Origin of the sequence: Pseudoalteromonas sp. MB41 (assembly GCF_020966275.1) — a bacterium.
GTDB lineage: Bacteria > Pseudomonadota > Gammaproteobacteria > Enterobacterales > Alteromonadaceae > Pseudoalteromonas > Pseudoalteromonas lipolytica.
Genome location: NZ_JAJJZF010000027.1, coordinates 43,404 through 62,283, shown reverse-complemented (window position 1 = coordinate 62,283; position 18,880 = coordinate 43,404). Strand labels below are relative to the sequence as shown.

The window sequence follows — 18,880 nt, the reverse complement described above, 5'->3', positions numbered from 1 at the left end:
CGAGGCCCGAAGGTCCCCCGCTTTGGTCCGAAGACATTATGCGGTATTAGCAGTCGTTTCCAACTGTTGTCCCCCACCATAAGGTACATTCCCAAGCATTACTCACCCGTCCGCCGCTCGTCAGCAGAGTAGCAAGCTACTCTCTGTTACCGCTCGACTTGCATGTGTTAGGCCTGCCGCCAGCGTTCAATCTGAGCCATGATCAAACTCTTCAATTAAAAGTTTTTTCTGTCCTTCCCATAAGGGAGCGGACATGCTCAATGAATTCTGAATTTATTTAACATCTTTCGATATTGAATTGACTGTGCTGAAATAAGTAAACTTATTTCCGTTGGTCACTCAGTTTAAATTGAGACTCTAAATTTGTTTGTCTTACTACCTAAGTAGCTCGACTGTTAGAACTCAATCTGTACGAGTGCCCACACAGATGATTGCTTTATATTGTTAAAGAACAGTGCGACTTCGTCGCTAGGGATGCGTATAATACATCCTTATTTTTTAGAGTCAACACTTAATTTTAAACTTTCTTTTGAAGATTTAAAACCGAAGTTTTACTTAACTCTCTGCTACGTTGCTCAGCGTCTTTCGTTGCTGTCTCCCGTCTCAGTGGGGTCGCATTATAGGGAGATGGATTTTTTACGCAAGCACTTTTTCAATAAAATTTAAAAAAACGCACTGTTCGCTCAGCTTTTGAGCTAAACGCCCTAAAACTGAGTGTTTAACAATCAACTTTAGCGCCTTTTAGTGAATTTTCTTACTTCACTGTTACACTAGAGCTAGCGCATTTTGACGATTTAAGGTGAATTTATGACTATCCGTTCTTATAAAGGGATCACTCCTACATTTGATAACAGTGTTTATATTGATGAATCATCCGTTTTAGTCGGTGATATCACGCTTGGCAAAGACAGCAGTGTGTGGCCTTTAGTTGCAGCACGTGGTGATGTTAACTATATACGCATCGGTGAGCGTACTAATATTCAAGATGGCAGTGTTCTTCATCTTACCCGAGCAAGTAAGTCAAACCCTGACGGTTATCCACTTATTATTGGTGATGATGTCACTGTTGGACATAAAGTGATGTTACATGGCTGCCAACTAGGCAACCGTATTCTTGTTGGCATGGGTGCCATTGTTATGGATAACGCTATCGTTGAAGACGATGTAATTATTGGTGGAGGCTCATTAGTCCCCCCGAATAAGCGGTTAGAGTCTGGTTACTTATATGTCGGAAGCCCTGTCAAACAGGCTCGCCCTCTCACTGAGCAAGAGCGGGCCTTTTTAACATTATCTGCTGACAATTATGTGCAACTTAAAGATGAATATATAGCAGAGAGTTAAAAGACCTCTGTTAATACTATTTGTCCTGCCGAGTTGTACTGCTCGTCTTCTATTAATTGCTCGGCCAGTTCTTCATAGTCAAAGCGGTGTGTTTCAAAGTAATTGATCGCGCCGCTTTGATCAGCAAAATCATATTTATCCGTGTCGATAACACACTCGACCATCATTCCACTAACTTGCGCATAAAACACAAGCAGTTTGTCTTGTGCCTTGTATTCAACTCTATCTATAAATTGAATCGCTTGGTTCATGCGAGTTCTCCACTTTTTAATGCAGCAACCACGGGCAGTATTTCTGGCATTTTATTACGCCATATATAATAAGCTTGTGCGGCTTGTCCAACCAACATGCCACTGCCATCCAGTGTAATACAGCTAGGATTAACGGCTTTAACCCAGCTTATAAATGCGGTGGCGTGATTGGCGTAAAACATATCATAGGCACATGAGCAGTGAGCGACATGCTCTTGAGCAATACCGGGTAAGTCACCTGTAACACTGCTCGAAGTAGAATTAATCACGATATCATAGTGTTCATTCGGTATTTCATCTAAAGCACACCCTTTAACATCTCCTTGCTCTTCAAAAATAGAAGCTAACATATGTGCTTTTTCGGCAGTGCGATTCGCGATGATCAACGTCGCGATACGCTCATTTAAAAGAGGTTGAATTACGCCACGTGCTGCACCGCCGGCACCAATCAACAAAATCCGTTTTGCTTTTAACGTGACATTATTGGCCAGTAAGTCTTTCACTAAACCTATACCGTCAGTGTTGTCGCCAAATAAACGACCATCGTCAAGGCGTTTAATCGTATTTACCGCACCGGCGACTTTCGCTTGTTCACTTAGCTCATCAACCATTGCATACGCTTGCTCTTTAAAAGGCAAAGTAACATTAGCACCTTTGCCACCCGCAGCGAAAAAGCGTGATACGGTTTTTTCAAATGCATCGGTTGGTGCTAAAATGGCGCTGTAATCAATTTGCTCACCTAATGAGGTCGCAAACTGTTTATGTATTGCGGGTGATTTCGAGTGTTTTATTGGATTTCCAAAAACCGCGTATTTATCCATAGTGAAGCAACCTCTTTGCCTTGTAGAGCTTTATTAATATTATGATTAAACGACTTTTTTCTAAATCGAAAGCAGAGCCTGAAACACCCACGCCAGAAAAAACACCTTACGAAATTATTGGTGGTGAAGCCGGTGCTCGTGCCATTGCAAACCGATTCTACGACATAATGGCCTGTGATGAATACGCCAAACCATTATATGATATGCATCCACAACCACTTGATAGAATTCGCCAAGTGTTTTTTGAATTTCTTTCCGGTTGGTTAGGCGGCCCCGATCTCTTCGTAGAGAAATACGGCCATCCGATGCTCAGAAAGCGTCACATGCCATTCCCAATTGATCAAGATCTACGTGATCAATGGATGTATTGTATGAATAAAACGCTGGATATCGAAATCGATAATCCTTTATTGCGTGAAGGGTTAAGACAGTCTCTTTCACAACTTGCCAGCCACATGATCAATCAACATTAATTAGCTAAGCTTGAGCTATATCAATATACGCTTTTTCTAAATAAAGATAATACTCTTTCCTTAGTTTAGTGGAAGCGTCGTCAAGTGAAGTCTATCCAATTTAAAATTTATACATTGCTTGCAATTACTGGTGTGCTGGTCTTATTTGCCAGCATATTTAGCAGTGCTCAGCAGCAACAAGCCCTCGCGCAAGATACCGTTGAAAGTAATATTAAGTTACTAGCCGATAACTACTTTGACTCTATCAATACCATGATGTTAACAGGCACAATGGCAAACAGAGAAATTCTGAGTAATAAATTAAGAAGCCATGAAAACATTGAAGACGCGCACATTATCCGCAGCGCTATTGTTAATAAGCTCTACGGCCCCGGAAATGCGAACCAAGCAGCGAATACTGACGCTGAGCGCGATGCATTAAAAGGCACCGAAGCGCTGTATATCGATAAAAACAACAGCACCATGACCTACTTAAAACCCATGTTTGCAACACGTGATTATAAAGGCACGAACTGTCTAGGGTGCCATCAAGCACAGGAAGGTGATGTTCTTGGGGTGGTAAAAATCAGTTATTCACTGGCTGATATTGAGCATGAAGTGTCACAAAACACCTTGATGAATACTTTATTGTTATCAACCATTTTTATTGCTGCTTTTATGCTACTGGCCATGTTATTCAGAAAGATTTTTATAAAACGATTAAAAATCATCAGTCATACCATGCATTTAGCAACCACCAATAAAGATTTGAGCCTCAATATTAATGATGACCACAATGACGAGTTAAGTTCATTGGCCACCAGCTTTAACCACATGATTAGCGCCTTTAAAGACAACATTGCGCAAGTGTCGCATTCATCTAAAGTGCTGATCCACTCTGCCGAGAGCATCTATGCTTCGGCCGACGCCACAGAGCAAGCCATCTTGCAGCAAAAACAAGGCACAGACTCAGTGGCTGCTGCGATAAATGAACTTGAAAGCTCATCAAGTGAAGTGAAAAATACCACTCACTTTGCGTCTGAAAAATCAGAACACAGTAACCAACTTGCACAGCAAAGCTTAGAAGTAGCGGAACACACCGAGCTGAGTATTAATCAGCTTGCAGCAGATGTAAGAGCAGCCGCAGATCAAGTATCACAATTGCAAGCGCAAACCCTCGATGTTGGTAAAGTTCTTGAAGTGATCAGCAGCATTGCCGAGCAAACCAATTTACTGGCCTTGAATGCAGCCATTGAAGCGGCACGTGCAGGTGAAGCTGGACGAGGCTTTGCGGTTGTTGCTGATGAGGTAAGAACGTTGGCGAATAGAACACACGACTCAACAGACGAAATTCGCCGCACTATTGATAAGTTACAACACGAGGCGGCACAAACGGTCAATACCATGAATAATTCGAGTGCAGAAGCCGATGAACGGGCTGTGCAAGTAAAACAAGTGGCAAAAGCACTGCGTGATATCTCTGCACAGATGAGTGAAATAAACCAACTCAACGTGCAAATTGCCGATGCCACAGAGCAGCAAAATTTAGCCGCAGAAGAAATAAACCAAAGTGTTGTCGCGATTAGTGATAATGCCGAACATTCCTTGGTTGATGCCCATGAAAATCAAAAAGTCAGTGAAGAGTTAGTGTCGTTAGCACGCTCTTTAGATGAGCAAGTAAGGCGTTTTAAATTAAGCTAAATTGCGCATTTTATGCACAACTGATAGAGTAGAGAACACTATTTCGCGACAGATATGGACGTTTAAATGAAATATCCCCCTACTCTTTTAGTGTGTGCAGGTTTAGTGTGTGCTGGGCTTATTGCCGTTTTGTATGCTTCATTCTCTCGAGATTCACATCCCTTCACTGAAACGGCCTACTCAAACGACCTGCTTTACCACGATGATATTCAGTTTATTGCCAACTCACTGCTTACTTCAGATAAAACAACTAAAAGTGATGATTATGAACAGCTCATTATAAAAGGCTTTGACACATTGATTCAGCACCCTGAATTTTATGAAGTGAAGCTCGACTTTTATGCGTGTGATAACACAAAGTGTCTAACGCAAATCAGTGCTCCCATTAAGACTTCTGAGCATGAGCTGGCTATTTTGAAAAGCGAAATTTTATTTAGCATTTTGGCAGAGCTGCCAAGCAGAACAAACGTTGTCACCACCGTAGATAATGACAACGCAAAGTTGTTTAGAGTTATTTCAGCACTCGATTAAAGCTGCCACTGACGAGCAATAAGCGCTTCTTCTGTTGTGTTAAGCCATGCTTGTGGGCGTAAATAATATTGATATAGCTTCGCTTCAGGGCTATCCACCGCAGGTGCATAGTTATATTCCCAGCGTGCTAATGGTGGCATCGACATCAAAATAGACTCTGTACGCCCGCCGGTTTGTAAACCAAATAAGGTGCCTCGGTCCCACACTAAATTAAATTCGACATAACGGCCACGGCGATAAAGTTGAAAATCTCGCTGTTGCTCTGTTGTTGGTGTCTCTTTTCGACGCTCAATAATAGGTAAATAAGCGTCTAAGAACCCATTACCAACTGCTTGCATGAAAGCAAAGCTTTGCTCAAAGCCAAGCTCATTTAGGTCATCAAAAAATAAACCACCTACTCCGCGAGTTTCACTGCGGTGCTTTAAGTAGAAATAATCATCACACCAGGTTTTATATTTATCGTAAACACCGTCACCGAACGGCTGACATAAATCATACGCAACTTGGTGCCAATGTTGTACGTCTTCAAAAACAGGGTAATAAGGTGTTAAATCAAAACCACCACCAAACCACCAGATAGGCGCTTCCCCATCTTTTTCAGCAATAAAAAAGCGTACATTAGCGTGACTAGTTGGAATGTGTGGGTTTTTTGGGTGGATCACCAGCGATACACCACACGCATGGAAACTACGACCAGCAAGTTCTGGACGATGAGCCGTCGCTGATGCTGGCATTGAAGCACCAAATACATGCGAGTAGTTGACTCCTCCTTGCTCAATAACATCTCCCCCTTGAATCACCCGCGTACGACCACCGCCGCCTTCTTCGCGCTGCCAATTATCTTCAACAAATTTTGCTTTGCCATCGGCGTTTTCAAGGCCCTTACAAATGCTATCTTGTAGGGCCATTAGGTATGTTTTTACGTGTTGGAGTAGCTCGCTTTGCATGTTTATCCTCTGAATACTTTGCCGGTCATTGCATCTTTAATCACACTAGGTTGACTATTGCCACCGAGTGGCTCATCGACATAAAAATCAACACGATCAGCGAACTCACTTTTAGCGTGCGTAATACTCATCACTGTAGGCTGGCCGGTTAAGTTTGCGCTGGTTGAAACCATTGGTTTACCAAACTGCTGGCAAAGGGCTTTAACAGTTGGATGATTAGTGACACGTACAGCAATACTATCAAACTGGCCTGTTAACCACTTAGGTGTCTCTTTTGCCGCTGGCATGACCCATGTAATTGCACCCGGCCACTGCGAAAAAATATCAGCACGTTTATCCATCGGGATCTTAGCATCATCAACATACTTTAATAACTGACCATAATTATCAGCAATTAAAATTAAGCCTTTTTCAACGGGGCGTTGTTTGATTGCTAGTAGCTTTTCTACAGCAGCTTGATTATCAGGGTCACAGCCAAGACCGAATACTGCTTCGGTTGGGTAAACAATCACACCGCCTTGTTGTAATGCATCAATGGCATTGGCAGGTTGAGCAACAGGATCAGACAAAGAAACTCTCCTAATTTAAGCAAATAACGAGTGTATTAAGATTCTATAAGCTTGTGCATACACGACTTCTGAGGGCATTGTAGCACAACACCCGAGGCCATTTTCTTTTCAGTCATAACAGGCCACTGGCACGCTGGGCAGACCTGAGCAACGGGTTTATGGTTCAGTGTGTATTTACATCGAGGGTAGCAGTCACAGGAATAAAAGGTCTTGCCAAATTTATTGCTACGCGCAACCAACTGCCCTTTTTTACACTTAGGGCACGCGGGCAAAGTGGGTGCATCGTCAGCATCTTCATCATGCGCTATGTAGTGACAGTCAGGGTAACCTGTACACCCTATAAACATACCGTAACGACCATTCTTGATCACAAGTGGTCTAGTACACTCGGGACATGCACTGTCTTCGAGTACTTTAATTTGCTGGCTGTCATGATGAGCAAGTGGGCGAATATAGTCGCATTTAGGGTAACTGGCGCACCCTAAAAATGGGCCTGATTTAGAGTGTCGCATAACCAATTCAGAACCACATTTAGGGCAAACCTCATACTCTTTTTCTAACGCATGTTTATCTGCAGAAAAAAGAGAATGGTCGATTTTACTCATAAGATTCCTGTGAGGCTGGCTAATTTTCGCTTAATATACCCAAACTCAGCAAAGATACAAGCAAAGTCGAAAGCGACGAGCCACCATGCTCTGCCAGCGGCAATGCATTAATGAAGCACGTCGGCTGGTTCGTCAAAGATCAGGTCTTCCATTTGCGCATATGCTTGCTCTGAGCCGGGCACATTAAATAGCACCATTAACACCACCCATTTTAAATCTTCTAAATGGATAAATGGTTTATCAAGGGCGCACAATCTATCAATAACCATTTCACGGGTTATTGTATTGATGACACCGATTTGCTCAATAAACATTAAGAAGCCTCGGCATTCTGTGCTCAACATTTGGCATTCGCTATCTGTGTAGATGCGCGTAGCATGTTGTGGCTGCGCATTTAAATAAGGGCACACATCACTTTGTTGCAGATCTGCGAGCTGCTCAAGCCAATCAAGTGCTTTGTAGATTTCAGGTTTGTTAAAACCAGCACGCACCAACTCATCGGTGAGCTCGTTTTCTTCCGTGAAGATTTCAGCTTCGCTATGGATATAGTTTTCAAAAAGATACATGAGGATGTCAAACATATTTATGTCCTCCAAGTCTTATATAACCATCTAGCACTCGTTCGACTTTATCGGCGAGCTCTAGGTCAAGTAACCGAGCTTGTACTTCATCGATTGGTAGTTGGCTGCGTTGAGTTATTACATCCACGCTGGTTACCTCAAACCCTATACTTTTGAACACTGGGCAGTCGAGTTCATCTGCAATAGGCTGTTCTATATTATATAGACTGTTTTCACAAAAAAAGCTCACTTCATCAAGAATGTCACTCACATTTTCAACTAATTTAGCACCTTGCTTAATTAAAAAGTGACTCGCCTCTGAGAGAGGGTTCTTAATTGACCCCGGTACTGCAAACACTTCTTTATTTTGCTCCAAGGCATAACGCACAGTGACTAAAGAGCCGCTTTTTATTTGCGCTTCTACAATTAATACCCCTAATGACAAACCAGAGATAATGCGATTACGACGCGGAAAATTTGTCGCATTGGCAGCGGTTCCTGGCAAAAACTCCGACACCAACAAGCCGCGTTCTGCCACGTGCTTAGTTAATAATTTATGACGTTTAGGGTAGGCAATATCAAGCCCCGTCCCAAGCACTGCAATTGTATTACCACTTCCCGCTAAAGCCCCTTTATGCGCTGCTCCATCAATCCCCAGCGCCATACCCGACGTTATCGTCATACCGAGTAATGACAACTGATGCGCAAACTCAGCGGCAATCTCTGACCCCGTAGGCGTTGCATTGCGACTGCCCACTATTGCTATTTGTGGCGACGATAATAATGCAACGTTACCCAAACAAAATAACAGTAAAGGCGCACTGGCAATGTGTTTCAATAAAGGCGGATAGCAATCATCAAAGTAACAAATTACAGTTAATTGCTGTTGCTTAATAAGGGTTTGGTAATGTTCAACCTGATGCCAATCGGTATTGGTGAGGTTATTAGCTTGGCTTTGTGTTAAGCCTAAACTCTGCAATTGTGCGTTAGTCAGAGCGAAGAGTTCACTCAGTTCGTGTTTTTGGCTTAGCGCTATAAGGGTTTTAACCCCTATCCCTTTACATAAATAAAAGGCAAGCCAGTGAGCTAGCTTGCCTGAATACTGTTCCATGCTCCCTCCTTAGAGCGTCCTCAGAGGAGTTAGTTTATGACTGCATAATCTCCAACTCTAATAGGATGCTGATTTTTTACAATCAGTGCATAACTGACGGTATCGTAAACCTTAAATACCATTAGCTCACCGACTTTCTCCTTTGGCATATGCCATACTTTACTGTCTTCGTCCGCCTCTACACCTAAAAAGTCATTCGTATCAGTGATTAACTTTTCAAGGCTGGTTGAATCTTCGCGATAGCGCGGACCATTTGCGCCATCAAACACTTCTGGAGACTGACGTTGAATATCAAGTACAAAACCAGGTTTAACTTGGTCTGACCCTAAATTTAGCACAACAATATCCATTGTACTAAATTCACGAAGTTCAGTGGCAGACGAAATAATTGTGCCATTCATTGTGGTATCAGGGCGTTTCATTGTGAAGTATGCCGGCAGCAATTGACCATCCATTGCTGGCATCAAGAAATCATTTGGTCTAATTTCTTGTTTAATCAACTCAATTTTCACTGAAGCCGGGATCCCATTAGCAACATCACCGCTTCTAAATGCACGCACAATGGCGACCAACTCTGCTTTATTAGCCAACACTTCTTGTGAAGTCGGGTCAATTAACTCAGAGCCTTTACGATATACTGCATACGCTTCATTTAGGTTTAAGTCCCCTTTTACGTACAGAATATGATCCATCGTGTTCATTTTAGTATTAACGCTGGCACCTAAGATATACGGTTTTTCAGCAATCACATCCGCGCTAATAGCCTGCTCATAACTTAAGTAAGGACGCAATAATTCCAGGGGTAAAGTCGGTACGGCTTGCTTACCTTTCGGAGTTATTCGCCCTTCAGGAGACAGCTTTTTATAGCGCGCATTCTTCACGAGACGCGGATTTCCATCTTTATCGTAGATTAAAGTGAGCGCATCACCGGGGTAGATTAAATGTGGATTAGCAATTTGCGGATTCATTTGCCATAAATCAGGCCATTGCCATGGTTCATTGAGATACACGCCAGAAATGTCCCAAAGCGTATCACCCTTTTTCACAACATATTGTTTTGGAGCATCTTTTTTTATTGTTAACACATCAGCAGATGCTGTAAAAGCGCAGCTAATGGCTAACATAGCCGCAACTAATGGATGTCTCATTTGGCTTCCTTGTGTTGTTTTTAGATTATTATCAACCAAAACCTGTTAAAGGTGAACACGAATGGCTAAAATAAGAGCATACAATACCCTAAATGAATCACAAGTGTAAAAGGTAACTATGGCTAGGTTAGAAGTTTTAAGATTTCCGGATGAGCGTTTACGTACAATCGCGAAAGAAGTACCAGAAGTAAACGACGAAGTTCGTCAAATCGTCAAAGATATGCTTGAAACGATGTATGACGAAAACGGTATCGGCTTAGCAGCTACGCAAGTAGATATCCACCAGCGAATCGTGGTCATCGATGTCTCTGAAGAACGTGACCAACCACTGGTATTAATTAATCCAGAAATAACTCAAAAAGATGGCTCAACAGTGAGCGAAGAAGGTTGTTTATCTGTTCCTTATTCATATGCGAAAGTTGACCGTGCAGAAACAGTCACTGTTAAAGCGCTTAACGAACATGGCGAAGCATTCAGTTTAGATGCTGATGAATTACTGGCTATTTGTATTCAGCATGAGCTTGATCATCTTAAAGGCACCCTGTTTATTGATTATTTATCGCCATTAAAGCGCCAACGTATCCGTAAAAAGCTTGAAAAAGAAGCAAAGCTCGCTGCTAAATAATAAGTTTATCGATAGGAATTTCTGTGACACAACCATTACGCATTATTTTTGCTGGTACGCCAGACTTTGCTGCGCGCCATTTACAAGCACTGATTGATTCAGAGCATGACATTGTTGGCGTGTACAGCCAACCAGACCGCCCTGCGGGTCGCGGTAAAAAACTAAAAGCAAGCGAAGTAAAAGAGCTGGCTGTTGCTCATAATTTGCCCGTTTTTCAACCTGAGTCTCTTAAGTCAGATGAGGCGCTCGCTGAGCTACAAACCCTTAACGCCGACATCATGATTGTGGTCGCGTATGGCTTATTGCTACCTAAAGCAGTTTTAGAGACACCTCGCCTTGGTTGCTTAAATGTTCATGGTTCGATTTTACCGCGTTGGCGCGGTGCAGCACCGATTCAACGTGCAATTTGGGCTGGCGACAGTGAAACTGGCGTAACCATAATGCAGATGGATGAAGGCTTAGATACCGGCGATATGCTCCATATTAGTCGCTGTCCAATCGATAGCGCAGAAACCAGCAGTTCACTTTACGACAAGCTTGCGGCACTTGGACCTGATGCGCTCATTAGTACGATAAACCGCCTTGCTGCCGGTGAGATAGTACCTGAAAAACAAGATGACAATCTTGCCAATTATGCGAAAAAACTCTCTAAAGACGAAGCAAACATTGATTGGACCCAGGACGCAGCACAAATTGAGCGTAATATTCGCGCCTTTAATCCATGGCCTGTTTGCTTTACCCAAATGGCAGGTCAAACGGTAAAGATTTGGCAGGCTGAAATCGTCTCTCACACCGCTGAAGCAGGTAAAATTATCGCCGCTGATAAGCAAGGTATTACCGTTGCCTGCGGTCAAGATGCTCTTAAGATCACCCTACTTCAACCTCAAGGCAAAAAACCAATGGCAGTCAGCGACTTTTTAAATGGCCGCAGCGACTGGGTTGAACCTGGCTCAGTATTAGGGCAAAACAATGAGTAATGTTAGAGCACTTGCTGCTGAAACTCTGTATAACGTGGTTGATAAAGGTGCATCGTTAAACCAAGAATTGCCCTTTGCAAGCCAAGGTTTATCGCCAAAAGATAAAGCCTTACTACAACAAATTTGCTACGGTGTGCTGCGTTATTTACCTAGCCTCGAAAATTACTGTCAGCAACTTTTAGATCAACCGCTAAAAGGCAAGCGCCGTATTTTCCAGTTCTTGCTGTATGTGGGCATTTACCAACTTCAGCATATGCGTGTTCCACCGCATGCTGCTATCAGTGAAACCGTTAATGCATTACAACAAATGCGTGCGCTAGGTTTAAAAGGCTTAATTAACGCTATTTTACGAAGTTTCCAACGTGAACAAGCCGAGCTTGAAGAAAAAGCCAAGCAAATCCCTGTTTGCCAATACAACCACCCAGGGTGGTTTATTAAGCACGTTACGGCAGCCTACCCTGATAACTGGCAAGATATTCTTGAAGCAAACCAACAACAAGCTCCAATGTGGTTACGTGTAAATCAAGCACAATATAGCACGCAAGAATACAGCGACATGCTCAAAGCAAATGACATTGAACACAGCCTCAATGCTGATTTTCCAGATGGTATTAAACTTGCCAAGCCATGCGATGTATTTTCTTTACCTGAGTTTGAAACAGGTGCATGCTCTGTTCAAGATGCGGCGGCGCAGTTAGCAGCACGTTTTTTAGATCCACAAGATGATGAGCTGATTCTTGATGCCTGTGCAGCGCCAGGCGGTAAAACCTGCCATATTTTGGAGCTTGCTGATGCCGATGTATTAGCACTAGATAGCGACAGTGAACGCTTAGAGCGTGTAAAGCAAAATTTAGTACGTATTGGCCTTGCCGCTGATTTGCAGTGTGCCGATGCATCACAGCCGCATATTTGGTGGGACGAAAAGCAGTTCGATCGAATTTTACTTGATGTGCCTTGTTCTGCCACCGGTGTTATTCGTCGCCACCCTGATATTAAATGGTTGCGTAGAGCATCAGATATTGAAGACCTTGCACACTTACAAGGTGATATTCTCAACAGTATCTGGCCTCTGCTTAAACCGGGTGGTACGTTAGTGTATGCAACCTGCTCAGTGTTACCACAAGAAAATCAGCAACAAGTTGCCACGTTTCTTGCTAACAACAGCAATGCAGAGCATATACCACTGCATGAAAACGATACTCCAACGTTACCTGGCTTGCAATTGCTACCGGGTGAGAGCGATGGTTTCTACTATGCAAAGCTAGTTAAAAAACATTCATAAGAATACACTATGAAAATAATCATACTCGGTGCCGGACAAGTCGGCGGCACATTAGCAGAAAACCTCGTTGGTGAGCAAAACGAGATCACAGTGGTTGATATCGACGGTAACCGCTTACGCGAGCTGCAAGATAAGTACGATCTACAGGGGGTTACTGGTCACAGTGCTCACCCAGATGTGCTGCGTCGCGCAGGCGCAGAAGACGCCGATATGATTATTGCGGTAACCAGTTCAGATGAAGTGAACATGGTTGCCTGCCAAGTCGCCTACAGTATTTTTAATACGCCCACCAAAATTGCGCGTATTCGCTCAGAGCAATACTTAAAGTACCGCGAAAAGCTGTTCCATAATGACGACTTACCGGTTGATCACTACATTGCTCCAGAAGCCTTAGTGACTAAATATATTCGTCGATTAATAGACTATCCGGGTGCTTTACAAGTGCTGCAGTTCGCTGATGGTATGTTATCACTGGTTGCAGTAAAAGCTTACTATGGTGGCTTATTAGTTGGGTATGCACTGTCGGCATTGAAAGAACATATTCCCAATGTAGAAACCCGTGTAGCAGCAATTTACCGACAAGGTAAAGCAATTAAACCACTCGGCACAACCGTGATTGAGGCTGACGATGAAGTGTTCTTTATCGCCGCAACAAAACATATTCGTGCTGTCATGAACGAACTTCAAAAACTTGAACGCTCATACAAGAAAATCATGATTGCAGGTGGGGGTAATATTGGTGCAGGCTTGGCGCGCTCACTAGAAAAAAATCACAGTGTTAAACTTCTTGAGCGTAATAAAGAACGTGCGGCACAGCTCTCTGAGTTACTCGACAATACCGTTGTATTCTGTGGTGACGCCTCTGATCAAGAACTGCTCTCAGAAGAGCACATTGAACAAGTTGATGTGTTCATTGCTGTTACAAACGACGACGAAGCAAACATTATGTCGGCCATGCTTGCTAAACGCATGGGCGCACAAAAAACCATGGTGCTGATCCAACGCGGCGCCTATGTTGACCTCGTTCAAGGCGGTGAAATAGATATTGCCATTTCACCACAACAAGCGACTATCTCAGCTCTGTTAACGCATGTTCGCCGCGGTGATATCGTTAACGTTTATTCATTACGTAAAGGCGCAGCTGAAGCAATTGAAGCCGTAGCCCATGGCGATGAACATACATCGAAAGTTGTTGGCCGCGCGATTGCCGATATCAAGCTACCCGCAGGCACCACTATTGGTGCAATTGTGCGTAATGACGATGTACTCATTGCTCATGATGATACGGTGATTCAGTCGGGTGACCATGTGATCATGTTCCTAATCGACAAGAAACACATCACGGTTGTTGAAAAGCTGTTCCAAGTTAGCGCTATTTTCTTATAGACCAAAAACATGAAAATAAAAAAGCAGCCATGACGGCTGCTTTACGACTCTTGAAGTGAAAGTAGTTAACCAGAGTCTCTGGTTACGAACCTATTGAATCTGTGCGAACTCTTCTTTTGAAAGCTCTCCGTTACCATCGCTATCAAGCTCAGGAAATAGTTTTTCAAGCTGCATATTTACAGATGCTTCTTCTTTGCTGATCACGCCATCGCCGTTGGTATCAAATGTAGAAAAACTGACGCCTTGAGCAAACGTTGCTGATGACGTTGCTAATGCTAAAATAGCCAATGTTGTGTTGATGTGTTTCATAATAACTGCCTCAAAATTTGAAAAGAGTGAAGTCCGTTTCTGAGATCCCTGTTTAGTGGAAATTGGCTTTGTTACTCGGCCGCTGAAAATTCTGTTTCAGTCAGTACGCCATCACCATCGACATCCAGTGTTTTAAATTGTGACATGATTTTTGCGTCGACTGATGCTTCACTTTTGCTTATCACACCATCGCCATCTACATCCAATGTATCAAAGTCAGTGGCAGCAAAAACAGCTGAAGAAGATGCAAGTGCAATTAGGGCTAGTGTTTTATTTACTGTCTTCATAATCATATTCCTTCAATATTTAACTAAAAAAGTGTTAGCTGATCACACGCTCCTGGTTGTTCTTTGTCATGGATTCCCTTATCCATTTAGGCTGTCTTTGGCAGCTCAGAACTAATCAGCTAGATAACTTGGCTTGCTTAATTTCATTAAGCTTTTGAAAATTCTTGTTTTGATAACTCACCGTTACCGTCAGTGTCTAATTCGCTAAACTTACTCATTAGCTCTGCATCAACGGATGCTTCGCTTTGGCTAATAACGCCATTGCCATCAACGTCTAGCGTTTCGAAATCGCTCATCGCAAATGCGGCTGATGAAGAGATAAGTGCCACAAGGGCTAATGTTTTATTTACTGTGTTCATAATGTAATCCTTCAAATAGTAGCTTTAAGTAAGAAGTCCTTTTCAATGTGTCCTTACACTGAAATTATGCTTTCGCGAACTCTTCTTTTGATAGTTCGCCATTACCGTCGGTATCAAGCTCTTTAAACTGGCTCATTAACGGTGAGCTTACAGATGCTTCGCTTTTACTGATTGCTCCATCGCCATCGACATCTAGCGTTTCAAAATCCACCGCTGCAAATGCAGTTGATGAAGCGACAAGGGCAATAAGTGCACATGTTTTGTGTAACGTTTTCATAATCACTATTCCTTCAATGTTGTCTAAACTGCGATAGAGGACTAATTCCTAAATCAACTTTCTCTGTGTTCGCTTTAACTATTTCAACTTCAATGCCAAAGTTTAAAAAACACTATAAATCATGAGGTTAAGTTTGTTTTTTAGTAAATTAGGGGAAAACTGGCTGTTATTTTGTTGCTTTTTAGCAACAAGCAATGAGGTGAGAAAATTTTTTATCTATTAATCAATAAGTTAAAAAAGCAAAAACAGAGACATCTGCCGTTTTTTGTCACTAAAACAGAGAAAATATTGCGTGTGGGGGCTAAACCGTAGATGAATGGCAACACGCCTCAAAAAAAATAAAAATATTTTTAACGCTTAATCATCTGATTTAAATGGGTTTTATATATTTATATCGATTATTTTTGATTAATTTTTAGAGAAAAAGTGAAAAACAGTCATTTTGTTGCAAAATGGCGAATCAATGCTCGTTAACTCGTTATCTCTAATACCGAAAGGTCTATGAGGTGCTCTTTCATAAAGACGTTCATTTCATTTTCACTGGTATTGAGCTGCACACCAAACTGATAGCCCGACTCTCGTTTGCGGACTCTGCATACCTTGCCTGTAAATTCACGTTTACTGAGCACCACCTGACACGCTTGTGCTTTCAAATGACTAAGGTCGGCCTCGCTGTTAATCTCAAATTGCACACCGGCAAGTGAAATGTCTTTAATTACGCCTTCATATACTTGTTCATCTATAACAAGCTTGGCGGGAAACAAAGTGGGGATCCGCGCTTCGCTGCGCAAGCTAAAGAGTTGTACTTGTTGGGGAAAATGTAAAAATATCAATCGACAAGGGTGTGAAGCAACGGCTTTTATCTGCTGACGAAATGCAATAACCTGCCCACCCCCGCTTTCTAAAACAGCCCGAACAATCACCATAACCCCCTCTTTGATAAAGTCACCCGCATTCGGCAAACGTTTTACAGGGGGATAGTTAAGTATGATGTACTGCTCGTTAAGTAAGCCAATAAATTCAATTTTGACACGCTTACTTTCTGTCGCAGTTATTATTTCAACATCGACCACACTCCCTGCGGGTATATAGGTTAGTTTTTCTAAATTAAGTTGCTGCTGCGTTTTTGGCATTGTTTCTCTACTCCTTGAAAAATAACCAAATAAAACCTTAACCGCGCCAGAATGTTGGGGTAAATAAAACTAATAAAGTGAATATTTCAAGACGACCAAACACCATCGCGATTGTTAACAACCACTTTGCCGTATCAGATATCGCGCCATAATGCGCCGCGACTTCACCCAAACCTGGGCCTAAGTTGTTTAAACACGCCGCCGTCGCTGAAAAAGCACTTATATTGTCCATGCCTGTGCCCATTAAGGCCAGCATGATAATAACAAAAACCAGTGCATAAGCAGAAAAGAACCCCCAAACGGCTTCGACCACTTTATCGGGGAGCGCTTTACGACCGAGCTTTATAGAGTATATAGCCCGCGGGTGAACTAAGCGGTTTAATTCACGTATCCCTTGCAAGTACAGAAGGAAAACCCTTACAACTTTCATACCGCCGCCCGTCGAGCCCGCACAGCCGCCGATAAAGCTCGAAAAAATAAGTAAGATAGGTAAGAACAATGGCCAAGCAGAAAAATTATCTGTCGCAAAGCCCGCGGTAGTACTCATAGAGACAGCTTGAAACATTGCTTGATCGAGCGTTTCATCACCATCTGCATAAATATTATTAGAAGAGAGTACCGTAAAACAAATAATCACTAGCGCTAACTGAATAAGTAAAAACACTTTAAATTCAGGGTCGCGCAAGTAAACACGAATACTGCGCGAGGAGACCGCAGCGTAGTGCAACGAAAAGTTAATCGCCGCAATCAGCAAAAACACCACACAAATAAAGTTTATTAATGGGCTGTCAAATTGCCCCATAGACGCATCGTATGTAGAGAATCCCCCAATTGCGATGGTTGAGAAAGCATGACAAATCGCATCAAACCAATCCATACCCGCTCCCCAATAGGCAAGCGTACATGCGATGGTCAGCGACACATAAATGTACCAAAGGTGTTTGGCGGTATCGGCAATCCGCGGGGTCATTTTCGAGTCTTTAACAGGCCCTGGAGTTTCAGCACGGTATAACTGCATACCACCAACACCTAGCATCGGTAATACAGCGACGGCCAATACAATGATCCCCATACCACCTAGCCACTGCAGTTGCTGACGATAAAAAAGCACTGATTTGGGTAAGTATTCAATCCCCGTTAAAACGGTTGCTCCTGTGGTAGTCAGCCCCGAGAAGGCCTCAAATACCGAGTCAGCGAGAGATAGGTTTGGTTCCTGTAAGAACACTAAAGGCACAGCAGCAAAGCTGCCAAGTACCAGCCAGAACAACACCACAATTAAAAAGCCTTCGCGGGCTTTTAAATCACCATGCTCATGACGGTTTGGGTAATATGCAGCTAAACCAATAACAACGCTAAAAATAAACGCAAGAACGAACGGCACACCCCCACCGTCTTTATAAATTAAAGACACCAGTGCCGGTGGGACCATCGTGATACTAAATAACGCCACCAGCTGGCCGAGAATTTTTATTATGGTACGAAATTGCATCTAGGCGTATCGCTTTCTTATTAAATGATTTAGCTAATACAGTTTATTGTCTTACAGGCTTAATTGTAAGTAAACGCTATGTATTTATTTTCCTTACTCATCCTTTTCCCATTTTTAGCTCAACGGCGCCATGAGTAAGTTCGTGTACATCGGTGATTGCCTGCTCTGCTTGGCGGCTATCAATGGTAATGTGCCAAGTAATGTTCTCGGCAAATTGCTTGTCTATTTTTAACACCTGATATTGGCTTTTTAATAACTGCTCAATTGCACCTTGTGCGCTATAGTCACTTTGCCCTATAAGTTCAACACTCGGTACTTTAGTCACAGTTTTTAGCTCGCGCATAGCGTTATTTAAACTGCCACCATATGCACGCACAAGTCCCCCCGTACCAAGCTTAACTCCTCCAAAGTAGCGTGTTACTACCGCAGTAATTTCACCGATGCCTGAACCTGTCAGCACATTAAGCATGGGTTTACCCGCCGTACCATTGGGCTCACCATCATCCGAAAAGCCATAAACATGACTCCCGCCAGGGTTTCCTGCAACATGTGCCCAGCAGTTATGACGCGCGTCACTGTATTTATCTTGTATTTCTTTAATAAACGCTTTTGCACACGCGAGGTCTGGAGTATGCGCAATGTGCACTATAAATGTACTTTTCTTTATTTCTTCTTGATAAAAAACCGGTTCGGCCGGGTATTGATATTCAGGCATATTG

The 18,880-nt window shown here is 42.8% G+C and carries 23 protein-coding genes and 1 rRNA gene; 8 read left to right on the top strand and 16 right to left on the bottom strand.

Translation table 11 applies throughout. From position 1 onward, the window contains the following. Positions 1-218: ribosomal RNA gene (locus LPA49_RS19040) — 16S ribosomal RNA — on the bottom strand; the annotation flags it as partial. A 589-nt stretch (positions 219-807) separates the two neighbouring features. Between LPA49_RS19040 and LPA49_RS19035 the strand changes: the two genes are divergently transcribed. Continuing rightward, on the top strand, positions 808-1,341 hold the full coding sequence (locus tag LPA49_RS19035) for a gamma carbonic anhydrase family protein (RefSeq protein ID WP_036973645.1): 534 nt from the start codon (positions 808-810) through the stop codon (positions 1,339-1,341). Here the strand turns inward: LPA49_RS19035 and LPA49_RS19030 are convergent. Then, positions 1,338-1,592: a DUF1488 domain-containing protein gene (locus LPA49_RS19030; RefSeq protein WP_036973646.1), complete on the bottom strand. Its 255-nt coding sequence runs from the start codon at positions 1,590-1,592 to the stop codon at positions 1,338-1,340. The two genes, LPA49_RS19035 and LPA49_RS19030, sit on opposite strands and share 4 nt — an antisense overlap. Continuing rightward, on the bottom strand, positions 1,589-2,413 hold the full coding sequence (gene aroE / locus LPA49_RS19025; RefSeq protein ID WP_180311268.1) for a shikimate dehydrogenase: 825 nt from the start codon (positions 2,411-2,413) through the stop codon (positions 1,589-1,591). Before aroE ends, LPA49_RS19030 begins: the two co-directional genes overlap by 4 nt. Positions 2,414-2,454: 41 nt before the next feature. Here aroE and LPA49_RS19020 point away from each other — a divergent pair, with 41 nt between their 5' ends. From LPA49_RS19020 to LPA49_RS19010, 3 genes are all read left to right on the top strand, one after another. Then, positions 2,455-2,886 (top strand): group II truncated hemoglobin, encoded by a 432-nt coding sequence (locus LPA49_RS19020; protein ID WP_036973648.1) that lies wholly within the window; start codon positions 2,455-2,457, stop codon positions 2,884-2,886. Between the two features lie 84 nt (positions 2,887-2,970). Next, positions 2,971-4,566 carry a methyl-accepting chemotaxis protein gene (locus LPA49_RS19015; RefSeq protein ID WP_074989752.1) on the top strand — a complete coding sequence of 532 codons (1,596 nt, stop codon included), beginning with the start codon at positions 2,971-2,973 and terminating at the stop codon, positions 4,564-4,566. 66 nt (positions 4,567-4,632) lie between these two features. Further along, the gene (locus tag LPA49_RS19010; protein WP_065978268.1) at positions 4,633-5,097 is read left to right on the top strand and encodes a hypothetical protein; all 465 of its coding nucleotides are present in this window, start codon (positions 4,633-4,635) and stop codon (positions 5,095-5,097) included. On the opposite strand, the gene hemF is transcribed toward LPA49_RS19010, so the two are convergent. From hemF to LPA49_RS18980, 6 genes are all read right to left on the bottom strand, one after another. Then, positions 5,094-6,044, bottom strand: coding sequence for an oxygen-dependent coproporphyrinogen oxidase (gene hemF, locus LPA49_RS19005; RefSeq protein WP_180311267.1), 951 nt, complete (start codon positions 6,042-6,044; stop codon positions 5,094-5,096). The genes LPA49_RS19010 and hemF overlap by 4 nt on opposite strands. 2 nt (positions 6,045-6,046) lie before the next feature. After that, positions 6,047-6,613, bottom strand: a complete 567-nt coding sequence (locus LPA49_RS19000) for an L-threonylcarbamoyladenylate synthase (RefSeq protein ID WP_036973653.1) — start codon at positions 6,611-6,613, stop codon at positions 6,047-6,049. A 35-nt stretch (positions 6,614-6,648) separates the two neighbouring features. Continuing rightward, on the bottom strand, positions 6,649-7,218 hold the full coding sequence (locus LPA49_RS18995; protein ID WP_036973654.1) for a type I DNA topoisomerase: 570 nt from the start codon (positions 7,216-7,218) through the stop codon (positions 6,649-6,651). Between the two features lie 107 nt (positions 7,219-7,325). Continuing rightward, complete coding sequence (locus tag LPA49_RS18990) at positions 7,326-7,799, bottom strand: DUF494 family protein (RefSeq protein WP_036973655.1); 474 nt, start codon at positions 7,797-7,799, stop codon at positions 7,326-7,328. Continuing rightward, the gene (gene dprA / locus LPA49_RS18985; RefSeq protein WP_180311266.1) at positions 7,792-8,889 is read right to left on the bottom strand and encodes a DNA-processing protein DprA; all 1,098 of its coding nucleotides are present in this window, start codon (positions 8,887-8,889) and stop codon (positions 7,792-7,794) included. The genes LPA49_RS18990 and dprA overlap by 8 nt, the downstream gene beginning before the upstream one ends. Before the next feature lie 29 nt (positions 8,890-8,918). Continuing rightward, positions 8,919-10,037, bottom strand: coding sequence for a LysM peptidoglycan-binding domain-containing protein (locus LPA49_RS18980; protein WP_036973657.1), 1,119 nt, complete (start codon positions 10,035-10,037; stop codon positions 8,919-8,921). Between the two features lie 118 nt (positions 10,038-10,155). Between LPA49_RS18980 and def the strand changes: the two genes are divergently transcribed. From def to trkA, 4 genes are read left to right on the top strand one after another with little or no spacing between them, the layout of a single operon-like run. After that, complete coding sequence (def, locus tag LPA49_RS18975) at positions 10,156-10,662, top strand: peptide deformylase (protein WP_036973660.1); 507 nt, start codon at positions 10,156-10,158, stop codon at positions 10,660-10,662. Between the two features lie 23 nt (positions 10,663-10,685). Further along, on the top strand, positions 10,686-11,639 hold the full coding sequence (fmt, locus tag LPA49_RS18970) for a methionyl-tRNA formyltransferase (protein WP_180311265.1): 954 nt from the start codon (positions 10,686-10,688) through the stop codon (positions 11,637-11,639). Continuing rightward, positions 11,632-12,921, top strand: coding sequence for a 16S rRNA (cytosine(967)-C(5))-methyltransferase RsmB (gene rsmB, locus LPA49_RS18965; protein ID WP_036973662.1), 1,290 nt, complete (start codon positions 11,632-11,634; stop codon positions 12,919-12,921). Before fmt ends, rsmB begins: the two co-directional genes overlap by 8 nt. A 9-nt stretch (positions 12,922-12,930) precedes the next feature. Then, positions 12,931-14,307, top strand: a complete 1,377-nt coding sequence (gene trkA / locus LPA49_RS18960) for a Trk system potassium transporter TrkA (protein WP_036973666.1) — start codon at positions 12,931-12,933, stop codon at positions 14,305-14,307. Positions 14,308-14,397: 90 nt separating this feature from the next. Here trkA and LPA49_RS18955 read toward each other — a convergent pair whose 3' ends face one another. The 7 genes from LPA49_RS18955 to LPA49_RS18925 form a co-directional block, all read right to left on the bottom strand. Further along, positions 14,398-14,616, bottom strand: a complete 219-nt coding sequence (locus LPA49_RS18955) for an EF-hand domain-containing protein (protein ID WP_230237489.1) — start codon at positions 14,614-14,616, stop codon at positions 14,398-14,400. Positions 14,617-14,687: 71 nt separating this feature from the next. After that, positions 14,688-14,903, bottom strand: a complete 216-nt coding sequence (locus tag LPA49_RS18950; protein ID WP_036973670.1) for a calmodulin — start codon at positions 14,901-14,903, stop codon at positions 14,688-14,690. Between the two features lie 146 nt (positions 14,904-15,049). Then, complete coding sequence (locus LPA49_RS18945; RefSeq protein WP_036973671.1) at positions 15,050-15,262, bottom strand: calmodulin; 213 nt, start codon at positions 15,260-15,262, stop codon at positions 15,050-15,052. Between the two features lie 64 nt (positions 15,263-15,326). Next, positions 15,327-15,539 carry an EF-hand domain-containing protein gene (locus tag LPA49_RS18940; RefSeq protein WP_036973672.1) on the bottom strand — a complete coding sequence of 71 codons (213 nt, stop codon included), beginning with the start codon at positions 15,537-15,539 and terminating at the stop codon, positions 15,327-15,329. Positions 15,540-16,009: 470 nt separating this feature from the next. Next, positions 16,010-16,672 (bottom strand): flagellar brake protein, encoded by a 663-nt coding sequence (locus LPA49_RS18935; protein ID WP_036973673.1) that lies wholly within the window; start codon positions 16,670-16,672, stop codon positions 16,010-16,012. A gap of 37 nt (positions 16,673-16,709) precedes the next feature. Beyond that, complete coding sequence (locus tag LPA49_RS18930; RefSeq protein ID WP_036973674.1) at positions 16,710-18,161, bottom strand: TrkH family potassium uptake protein; 1,452 nt, start codon at positions 18,159-18,161, stop codon at positions 16,710-16,712. 97 nt (positions 18,162-18,258) lie between these two features. After that, positions 18,259-18,876, bottom strand: a complete 618-nt coding sequence (locus LPA49_RS18925) for a YigZ family protein (RefSeq protein ID WP_180311262.1) — start codon at positions 18,874-18,876, stop codon at positions 18,259-18,261. Between the last annotated feature and the right edge of the window lie 4 nt (positions 18,877-18,880).